The 9,029-nt window shown below is 71.7% G+C and carries 12 protein-coding genes and 1 pseudogene; 7 read left to right on the top strand and 6 right to left on the bottom strand.

Features of this window, described 5'->3' with window-relative positions; translation table 11 throughout:
* Positions 1-149 (bottom strand): annotated as a pseudogene (locus tag ACRDP3_RS08795) (winged helix-turn-helix transcriptional regulator); the annotation flags it as partial.
* A gap of 120 nt (positions 150-269) precedes the next feature.
* On the opposite strand from ACRDP3_RS08795, the gene ACRDP3_RS08790 reads away from it, so the two are divergent.
* The gene (locus ACRDP3_RS08790; RefSeq protein ID WP_431516295.1) at positions 270-1,178 is read left to right on the top strand and encodes an NADP-dependent oxidoreductase; all 909 of its coding nucleotides are present in this window, start codon (positions 270-272) and stop codon (positions 1,176-1,178) included.
* A gap of 24 nt (positions 1,179-1,202) precedes the next feature.
* Here the strand turns inward: ACRDP3_RS08790 and ACRDP3_RS08785 are convergent, their stop codons facing one another.
* On the bottom strand, positions 1,203-1,691 hold the full coding sequence (locus ACRDP3_RS08785) for an N-acetyltransferase family protein (RefSeq protein WP_431516294.1): 489 nt from the start codon (positions 1,689-1,691) through the stop codon (positions 1,203-1,205).
* 180 nt (positions 1,692-1,871) lie between these two features.
* On the opposite strand from ACRDP3_RS08785, the gene ACRDP3_RS08780 reads away from it, so the two are divergent.
* Positions 1,872-2,669: a VOC family protein gene (locus ACRDP3_RS08780; protein ID WP_431516293.1), complete on the top strand. Its 798-nt coding sequence runs from the start codon at positions 1,872-1,874 to the stop codon at positions 2,667-2,669.
* Positions 2,670-2,688: 19 nt separating this feature from the next.
* Here ACRDP3_RS08780 and ACRDP3_RS08775 read toward each other — a convergent pair whose 3' ends face one another.
* The gene (locus ACRDP3_RS08775; RefSeq protein WP_431516292.1) at positions 2,689-3,189 is read right to left on the bottom strand and encodes a hypothetical protein; all 501 of its coding nucleotides are present in this window, start codon (positions 3,187-3,189) and stop codon (positions 2,689-2,691) included.
* Positions 3,182-3,718 carry a MarR family transcriptional regulator gene (locus tag ACRDP3_RS08770; protein WP_431516291.1) on the bottom strand — a complete coding sequence of 179 codons (537 nt, stop codon included), beginning with the start codon at positions 3,716-3,718 and terminating at the stop codon, positions 3,182-3,184. The genes ACRDP3_RS08775 and ACRDP3_RS08770 overlap by 8 nt, the downstream gene beginning before the upstream one ends.
* A gap of 74 nt (positions 3,719-3,792) precedes the next feature.
* Here ACRDP3_RS08770 and ACRDP3_RS08765 point away from each other — a divergent pair, with 74 nt between their 5' ends.
* From ACRDP3_RS08765 to ACRDP3_RS08750, 4 genes are read left to right on the top strand one after another with little or no spacing between them, the layout of a single operon-like run.
* Positions 3,793-5,124 (top strand): MMPL family transporter, encoded by a 1,332-nt coding sequence (locus tag ACRDP3_RS08765; protein ID WP_431516290.1) that lies wholly within the window; start codon positions 3,793-3,795, stop codon positions 5,122-5,124.
* Complete coding sequence (locus ACRDP3_RS08760; protein ID WP_431516289.1) at positions 5,024-5,965, top strand: MMPL family transporter; 942 nt, start codon at positions 5,024-5,026, stop codon at positions 5,963-5,965. Before ACRDP3_RS08765 ends, ACRDP3_RS08760 begins: the two co-directional genes overlap by 101 nt.
* 35 nt (positions 5,966-6,000) lie before the next feature.
* Complete coding sequence (locus tag ACRDP3_RS08755) at positions 6,001-6,354, top strand: DoxX family protein (RefSeq protein WP_431516288.1); 354 nt, start codon at positions 6,001-6,003, stop codon at positions 6,352-6,354.
* A gap of 10 nt (positions 6,355-6,364) precedes the next feature.
* Positions 6,365-6,760, top strand: a complete 396-nt coding sequence (locus tag ACRDP3_RS08750) for a hypothetical protein (RefSeq protein ID WP_431516287.1) — start codon at positions 6,365-6,367, stop codon at positions 6,758-6,760.
* Here ACRDP3_RS08750 and ACRDP3_RS08745 read toward each other — a convergent pair.
* Positions 6,732-7,313 (bottom strand): class I SAM-dependent methyltransferase, encoded by a 582-nt coding sequence (locus ACRDP3_RS08745; protein ID WP_431516286.1) that lies wholly within the window; start codon positions 7,311-7,313, stop codon positions 6,732-6,734. The genes ACRDP3_RS08750 and ACRDP3_RS08745 overlap by 29 nt on opposite strands.
* A 54-nt stretch (positions 7,314-7,367) precedes the next feature.
* Between ACRDP3_RS08745 and ACRDP3_RS08740 the strand changes: the two genes are divergently transcribed.
* Positions 7,368-8,135 carry an AraC family transcriptional regulator gene (locus ACRDP3_RS08740; protein ID WP_431516285.1) on the top strand — a complete coding sequence of 256 codons (768 nt, stop codon included), beginning with the start codon at positions 7,368-7,370 and terminating at the stop codon, positions 8,133-8,135.
* A 16-nt stretch (positions 8,136-8,151) separates the two neighbouring features.
* On the opposite strand, the gene ACRDP3_RS08735 is transcribed toward ACRDP3_RS08740, so the two are convergent.
* Positions 8,152-9,029, bottom strand: an 878-nt coding sequence (locus tag ACRDP3_RS08735; RefSeq protein ID WP_431516284.1) for a hypothetical protein, incomplete at its 5' end; no start/stop codon positions are given.

Raw genomic sequence — 9,029 nt, 5'->3', positions numbered from 1 at the left:
GGGCCGTCGCTGCCGAGCGCGGCCAGGACCAGCGACACCCACTTGTCGGAGATCCGGTCGAGGAGCTGCCGGCTGGGACAGCTCGCCAGGAACGCGTCGTACTCCATCTTCGCCTGCGCCCGCTTCTGGGCCGCCGTCATCGTCGCCATCGACTCGACCGCTCCTTCCTACCGCGCGGTGACCTACGCACTTCGAGGTGCCTACTTCCCGCTGGAGAGCTACCCCTCCATTGTGGAGGAGTAGGACCCATATCTCCATTGGAGGCGAAAATGTCCACCACCTTCCGCACCGCGGTCGTCCGCACCCCGGGCGGCCCCGAATCCATTGAGATCATCGACGTGCCCGTCGTCGAGCCCGGGGCGGGCCAGGTCCGGGTCCAGATCGCCGGGGCCGCGGTCAACCCCGTCGATCTGGCGCTCGCCGCCGGGGTGTTCCACGGGCTCGGACTGGTCGACCAGCCTGACCACACCGGCCTGGGCTGGGACTTCGCCGGGACCGTCACCGCGGCCGGTCCGGACGTCGGCCTCCCGGTCGGCAGCCGTGTTGCGGGGCTTGTCGCCGGGTTCGACCGCGATTTCGGCACCTACGCCGAACAGCTGGTCGTTCCGGCGAGCGACACCGCCCTTGTGCCCGAGGGCCTCGACCTGACCACGGCCGCCTCGGTCCCGCTCAACAGCCTGGCCGCGGCCCAGCTGGTCGACCTGCTCGGCGACGGCGCGGGCCGCAGCCTGCTGGTCACCGGGGCCGCGGGCGCGGTGGGAGGGTACGTCGTCGCGCTCGCCCAGGATCGCGGTTGGCGGGTCACCGGACTGGCCCGGGCCGAAGACGAGGATTTCGTACGCGGCCTCGGCGCCGACTTCACCCCACAGGCAGGGCCCGGCTGGGACGCGGTGGCCGACGGTGCCGCACTCCAGGAGCAGGGCGTCGCGCTGGTCCGCGACGGCGGTCTCTTCGTGGGCGTGCAGCCGGGTGCGGAGCCGGCGGAAGAGCGCGGCGTCGCCGTCCGCGTTGTCGTGGCGAAGCCCGACGGCGCCCGGCTCGCCCAGCTCCTCGACGCCACGGCGAGCGGCCGTCTGCCGGCGCGGGTGCACGCAGTCGTACCGCTCGACGAGGTCGCCGCCACCCACCGCGCGGTCGCGAAGGGCGGCGTGCGCGGGAAGTACGTCCTTCAACCCTGATCCCGCCGCCTTCTCGGAGGGGCCTCAGAGTGCGCGGTGCATGATGTGCAGGCCGACGTAACCGTGCTCGGGATGCAGGAATCCTTCGGGCAGCGTGCCCAGCACCTCGAAGCCGAGCGAACGATAGAGCCGCACAGCTCCCGTGTTGGTCTCCACGACCGCGTTGAACTGCATGGCCCGGTAGTTTTCGGTCTTCGCCCAGTCGAGCGTGTACTCGCACAGAGCCCGGCCGACTCCGCGCCCGGCATGGGCTGGAGCCACCATGTAGCTGGCGCTCGCGATGTGGGAGCCGTTGCCATGGTGATTGTTGTTCATCTTCGCGGTGCCCAGGATCGTGCCTGTGTCGTCAACAGCGACCACCGTGCGGTTCGGCTTGGACAGGAGCCACCAAGCGCGCCCCTCGTCACGGTCCAGGTCCACGGGGAACGTGAACGTCTCCCCGGCCGCAACGATCTCCTCGAAGAACGGCCAGATGGCGTTCCAGTCCTGCGCGGTTGCTTCCCTGATCAGCACGCGCCGAGCATGCCAGCCACACCCGGGGCCTGCCACCGCGTTTCGACCGGTCCGTCCCTGTCGCGGGCCGCCTCCGCCACATCGAGGAGATCCCAGACGCGCCGGGGGATGCGGGGGGACGGGAGGCTCGCTAGCGTGACAAACCAGACGATTTCATTCAGCAGGGAGAGGGTCGACGTCATGGCTGTACAACCTGAGGGCACGCCGTGCTGGGCCGACGCGATGTTCGGCGACGTCGAGGGGGCCAAAAGCTTCTACGGCGATGTGCTGGGCTGGACGTTCGGCGAGTCGTCGACGGAGTACGGCAACTACACCCAGGCGTACTCGGACGGCAAGGCGGTGGCCGCCGTCGTCCCGCCGATGCCGGGCCAGGAAGGCCAGTCGGCCTGGTGTCTGTACTTCGCGTCGCCGGATGTCGCCGCCACCGCCGGGAAGATCCGCGACAACGGCGGCGAGGTGCTGATGGAGCCGATGCAGGTCGGCGACTTCGGTTCGATGCTCCTGGCCCGCGACCCGGGCGGTGTCGTCTTCGGTGTGTGGCAGGCGGGTGTCCATGAGGGCTTCGAGAAGACGGGCGAGCCCGGCGCGTACTGCTGGGCCGAGGTGTTCACCCGGGACCCGGCGAAGGCGGACGCCTTCTTCCCCGCCGTCTTCCCGTACCGGGCGCAGCAACTGGAGGACGAGGCGATCGACTTCAGGATCTTCAATCTCGGCGACGAGACGGTCCTGGGGCGGATGAAGATGACCGACGAATTCCCGCCCGAGGTGGCGCCCTACCTCAACGTGTACTTCTCCGTCGATGACTGCGACGCGGCGGTGACCAGGGCGACCGAACGCGGCGGGGTGCTGCGGTTGGGCCCGATGGACAGCCCGTTCGGCCGGTTCGCGACGCTGAGCGACCCGCAGGGCGCGGCGTTCTCCGTCGTCGACCTCACGACGACCAAGGGCGACATGCCCAAGGCCTCCGACGTGTCCTGAATCCCCGGAGGCCCGGACCTCATGCGAGCGCGACGATCAGTGTGGTGACGGCGACGACGGACAGTGCCGCGCGGATGGCGTGCCCGGACTCCCAGCGGGCGCGGAGATCGGTCCACTCGACGGACCCGCCTCGGCCGGCCTCCCGGCGGCGCGCTCCGAACGAGAAGAAGCCCGCACTGAACCGGTCGAGATCCTCCCCCTCCAGCCAGAACCCGTTCACCGGGTGCACCCGCAGCCAGTAGACCGCCTGCATCCCGGCGAGGGCGACGAGCCCGGTCGCACGCAGCGGGAAGTCCGGGCCCCCGGTCCCGGTCAGCGCCAGCGCGACCGCGGCCACGATGATGCCGGGGAACTCGCCGGCCCCCGCGATGGTGAAGCCGGGATAGTAGATCCGCTGCACCATGCTGTAGTCGGCGCGGCTGAGCCGCAGCTTGCCGGGCAGTTCCAGCACGTGTGCCACCGCGGGGGCCATCACCGCACACGCCAGCAGTGCCGCGAGAACCCCCATCACCTCAGTCATCGGACCGTCCTTCCCCGCTGGTGGGTCGCTTGGCCTGGGCGGCCTCCTTGCGGAGGGTGGCGGCGTAGTCGGTGATGACACCGCGGAAGTCGCCCAGGAGGTCCAGGAGCAGGGTGAGTTGCTCCTCGGTGTAGGTGTCGGCGAGCCGGGCCAGTGACTCGAGCAGGCGGTCGAAGACGGCGAAGGCCTCGTACGCGCCCTCGGTGGACGCCTCGACCAGTACGCGCCGGCGGTCGGTGGGGTCGCTGCGGCGATGCGCGTAGCCGCCCCGCTCCAGCCGGTCGATGGCCGTGGTGGTGGCTCCCGTCGTCAGCCCGATCACGGAGGCGAGCTTGCCGGCACTCATGGCGCCTTGGCGGAAGAGGGCGTTGAGGCAGATGAGGTCGGTCTGGTTGATGCCCATGAGCGCGGCGGAGGCCTGGCCGACGGCGTTGATGTCGATGCCTAGGTCGAGCACGGAGAAGACGAGGTCGCGCTGTGCGGGCGGGCTGTCGCGCACTCGGGGCGGCTCACGGTATTCGTTTGACATTCAAGACTCCTGATACTTAAGATACTTTGTATTCGTAAGGAATGTTAGCGCGTGACCGATGGAGCAGCGCAGCCATGATCCTTCTTCGCCTGACCCGATGGGTGCTCCGGCACCGGCTGATCGTGGTGATGGGCTGGCTGGCTCTCACGCTGGCCGGCGCCGCCGCGACCTCGCCCGCGATCAGCAACATGACCTCGGACTTCGGCTCGCTCCCCGGCCGGCCCGGGTACGAGACCAACCAGCAGATCCAGCGCGTCTACGGCGACGGCGGCGCCGGTGACCCGCTGGTCCTGGAGGTCACGCTGCCCAAGGGCACGACCGTCGACTCCTCCGGCGTGCGGACCGAGCTGGCGCACGCGGTGGACAAGGCCGTCGAGGCCGCCGGCGACGGCGCCCGTGCCGTCTCCTACGCCGACACCGGCGACCGTGGGCTCGTCTCCGCCGACGGACGGACGACCTTCGCCCTGCTCTACCCGCAGGGCAGTACGGAGTTTCCCTTCTTCGCCGGCGCGATCCCCGGCGTCACCGATGCCCTGGCCGACGTCGAGGTGGCCTCCGCTCCCGTCGAACTGACCGGTACGGACGCCCTGTTCACCCAGTCCAGCCAGGCCGGCGGTCCCGGTCTGCTGGCCGAGACGGCCATCGCCGGGGTGGGCGCGCTCGTCGTGCTCGCGCTCGTCTTCGGCTCCGCCCTCGCGATACTGCCCCTGCTGATGGCAGCGGTGGCGATCCTGGTCACCTTCCTTGCCGTATACGGGCTGACCGAGCTGACGGACGTGTCGTTCGTCGTGCAGTTCCTGGTGGGCCTCATCGGTCTGGGGGTGGCCATCGACTACGCGCTGCTGATCACCAACCGCTGGCGGGAGGAGCGCGCCTCCCAGCCGGATACGCGCCTGGGCAACCTCGCCGCCGTGGAGAAGGCCATGACCACCGCGGGCTCGGCGGTCGTGCTGAGCGGCGTCACCGTCGCCGTCGCGCTCGCCGCGCTGCTCGTCCTGCCGGTGCCCTTCCTGCGCAGCATGGGCATCGGCGGCATGCTGATCCCGCTGTTCAGCGTGCTCGTCGCGCTCACCCTGCTGCCGGTGCTGCTGGCCACCGCCGGGCCCCGGCTGGAGCGCCGCCGCCGTGCCCGTACGGGCCGTACGCCCAAGGTCACGCACGACGGAGGGGGGCCGGGCCTGGCACGCGTGGGCCAAGTTGGTCGTACGCCGGCCACGCCTGGCGGCCGTCACGGCGACACTCCTGCTAGGGGCCCTTCTCGCACCGGTCTTCACCATCCAGCTGGGCGCGCCCGCCCCCGCCTCGGTGGCCTCCTCCGGCCCGGCCCGCCAGGCCCTGGACTCCCTCGACAGCTCCGGGATCGGCTCCGGCGCGCTGAGCCCGGCCTACCTCCTCGTGCCGGGTGACGGGGCTGACGCCGACGCCGTCCAGGCCCGTGCGGCGGCGGTACCCGGCGTACGCGCCGCACTCGACCCGGCCGGCCCCGCCTGGCACCGCGACGGCACCTGTCTGCTCGTCGTGGTGCCCGACGATCCGGCCAACTCCGCCGCCGGGAAGGCGACCCTGGACCGTCTCCGCACCGCCGTCGACGGCTTCCACGGGACCCGGACCGGCGGCACCGCCGCGCAGGGCCGCGACTTCGTCGACGCCGTCTACGGCAACGCCCCACTGGCGATCGCCCTCATCGTGCTGGTCACGCTGGCGCTGCTCACCCGGGCGTTCCGCTCGCTGGTACTGGCGGTCAAGGCCGTCGCGCTCAACGTACTCAGCGTCGCCGCGACCTTCGGACTGCTCGTGCTGGCCTGGCAGCAGGGCTACCTCTCCCAGCCGGTGTGGGGCATCGAAGCCACCGGCTCGCTCACCGAGTGGGTGCCGGTCATGGTGTTCGCGTTCCTGTTCGGACTCTCCATGGACTACGAGGTCTTCATCCTGGCCCGGATCCGTGAGGAGTACGACGAGACCGGCTCGACCCGCGAGGCGACCGTGCGCGGCATCGCCCGTACCGGCCGGCTCGTCACAAGTGCCGCGCTCATCCTCTTCCTCGCCTTCGCCTCGCTCGCGGCGACGCCGGGCACCGAGGTGAAGATCTTCGCCTCCGCCCTCGGCCTGGGCATCCTGCTCGACGCGACGCTGGTCCGCGCCCTGCTCGTACCCGCCCTGGTCGTGCTGCTCGGGCGGTGGAACTGGTGGCTGCCGCGCCCGGTCGCGCGGCTGCTGCGCTGGGGGCACCTCCCATGCCGAAGGTAATGGGGGACCACCGAAACGAAGGGAGGCTGATCCCGATGGAGATCGCCACCACCGTCACGACCGTGCTCGTCGCGCTGGTCGCCGCGGCCTCGGGCATACCCAAAGTCATCGGCATGGCCCAGACGAGGGCGGAGGCCGAGCACCTGGGCGTGCCGCGGACCGGATACGTCGTCATCGGAGCGCTGGAGATCGCCGCCGGCGCCGGACTGCTCGTCGGCCTGGCCTGGCCGCCGCTCGCCGTCGCGGCCGCCGTGGGCCTCGTCCTGATGATGCTCGGCGCCGTCACCAGCCACGTCCGGGTCCGTGACCGCTTCGCCGCGATGGTGCCCGCGCTCGTCGTGGGTGCGCTGGCCGCGGCGGCACTGGCCCTGCGACTGGCCGGCCTCTGAAGGGACCGCGATGACCATCAAGTTGATCCGCCGCCCGCGCGCGGCGGCGGGCCTGGCGGCAAGCGCGCTCGGGGTCGCTCTCACGGGCGCGGCTCTCGCGCACAGCTTCGCCGTGACCCGCGTCGCGCTCGCGGCAGGGCGGGGCTACGACACCCGCCTGGCCACCCTGCTCGTCGTCGGCGTCTCGGCCGCGACACCGGGCGTGCTGCTGACGGTGCACGGCGTCCGTCTCCGGCGTGGTGCGCCCGACGCGCTCCCCCACGTCGTCGGGGGCGCCGGTGTCGTGCTGCTCCTGTGCCTCGTCCTGACGCCCAACGACCGCGGCTTCGCCATCGGCGTCGCAGCCGCCGCCGCGGTCATCGCGGCGACGCTGCGCGCTACTCGCCCCGGGGGCGGCGGCCGCTGAAGCGGAGACCTCCGCTCTCCGGGTGGCGGTCGACGGACACGTCGGTGAATCCCGCTGCCGCCAGCCGGCCCGGCAGTTCGTCCGGGGGCAGCGTGTTCATGGTGTCGCCGATGTGCAGCAGCCGGAAGCGGAAGTTGGGCTGGCTGTCACTGCCCGCGAAGATGCCGCCGGGCCGCAGCACCCGGAACGCCTCCTGGAAGATCCGGTCCTGGAGGGCCTTGGTCGGCACGTGGTGCAGCATCGTGAAACACACGACCGAGGAGAAGGCGGCGTCCGGCAGCGGCAGGTCCGAGGCGTCGCCGTTGAGGATGCGGGCGCGCTCGCCCCAGCCGTCCTGCAGCAGCCGGGTGGTGGCCTCGTCGATCTCGACGGCGGTGAGGCGGGGGACGCGCTCGACGAGCACGCGGAGGTTGGCGCCGTAACCGGGGCCCAGCTCCAGTACGTCATCGCCCAGTTCGACGTCTTCGAGGGCCCAGGGCAGGAGCCGGTCCCGTACTCCCTGGGCCCACTTCTCGGAGCTGCACAGTCTGCGGTGCGCTTTGTTCATCGGCATGCGACGACGGTAGGCCCGTACCCGGCTGTCCGCCACAGACTAGGCTGCCAAGGTATGTCGTCCACCGGACACCACCCCGGGCCCTACGGGGGACCGGGTACCGCGATCGTGATCGGCAGCTTCCCGCTGGCGGGCGGCAGCTGGTTCGCCACGCACCGGCATCCGGTCCACCAACTGGCCTGGCCACGAAGCGGCTTGCTGCGCGTACGGACCGAGGCCGGCGCCTGGCTGCTGCCGCCGTCGCTGGCCCTGTGGATTCCGGCCGGGGTGCCCCACGCCACCGGCGCCGCCGGGTCCGCCGTCATGCGAAGCCCGTACGTCGCTCCCGAACGCTGCCCGGTGCCCTGGGCGGAACCCACCGTGGTGGCGGTGAGTCCCCTGCTGCGCGAACTCATCGACCATCTGGACGGCGCGGACCTTCCTCCGGATGCCCGGATCCGTGCCGAGGCCGTGCTCTTCGACCTGCTGCGCCCCGTTCCGGTGACGAGCATCTCCGTGCCGGAGCCGAGAGATCCGCGCGCCCGGATGGTGGCGCGGGCCCTCGCCGCCGACCCCTCCGACGGCCGGCCGCTGGAGGAGTGGGGCGCTGAAGTCGGCGCCAGCGCACGGACGCTGGCCCGGCTCTTCACCGCCGAGACGGGACTGAGCTTCCGGCGGTGGCGGGAGCAGGTTCGCATGCGGGCGGCGATGCCGCTGCTCGCCGAGGGCCTCACGGTCGAGTCGGTGGCGCGCCGGATCGGCTACGCGACCGGCAGCGCCTTCGTCTCCGCGTTCCACCGGACCGTGGGACTGACGCCCCGCGCGTACTTTCCCGCCCCTTGAGGCGTGGCGCCGCGCCTCACTCGTACATCACATACTCCGGTTCCGGGCGCAGCCGCAGCACTTCCTCGGGCTCCATCAGGCGGCTGCCCTCCGCGTCCTCCTCGTAGAAGAGCTTGAAGCCGGTGTGCACCGCGTCCGGGAGGTCGCGGACCAGCTGGTGCCAGGTGGCCCGCTTCAGGCCGGGGGAGCCTATGCCGTCGGCGCTCTTGATCAGGGCGACGCCGGGGGCGCGGCGCAGGGCCTTCTCGTCGGGGACGACGGAGGTGGTCACCTGGTGGAAGACGAGTGGCTTCTCCGGCAGGTCGTGCTCCTCGACGAGGTCCGACAAGTAGCGGGCGACGCGGTTGAGTTCACCGCCGCTGGTGCGCCCGTAGGTGTCGCCCGGCACCTGTCCCGGCTTCATGTCCCACTCCGGGTCGAGCGCCACGCCCACGCCGGGGTGTACGAGCCATTCGCGCAGGGCCTTGACCTCGTCCAGGGCCGGAGAACGGCCCGGCTGGACGTTCAGCAGCAGCAACGCGTCGTGCTCGCGGGCGAGTTCGTGGAAGCGGTGAATGGTCTCGGACGGCGTGCGCGTGCGGTACGCACCGTCCGCGCCGGCAGTGGAGTTGGCGACGGTGGCCAGGAGTTCGAGCACGGGCAGCGGTTCGCGGCCCCCGGCGTACGAGCGTGCCGTCTTCTCGATCTCGGCGGCCCGCTTGCCGGGATCACCGGTGCCGAGCCGCCCGAGGGCGGTGGCGCCGGGCAGCCCGCAGTACCCGACCAGGCGGTGCCGGGGAAACAACTCCCGGCCGCCACGGGGAAGTTGCGGCCGGCGCTTGGTCCGCCTGGGCGAGGGCGACGCGGACTCTCCCGCCCGGCTGGGAGCGCCGCCGCCCCCGCCGGCTCCCGCCT

This window comes from Streptomyces sp. (assembly GCF_050698815.1).
Taxonomy (GTDB): domain Bacteria; phylum Actinomycetota; class Actinomycetes; order Streptomycetales; family Streptomycetaceae; genus Streptomyces.
The sequence above is the reverse complement of the archived record's forward strand: the minus strand, read 5'-3'. Positions and strand labels throughout refer to the sequence as shown.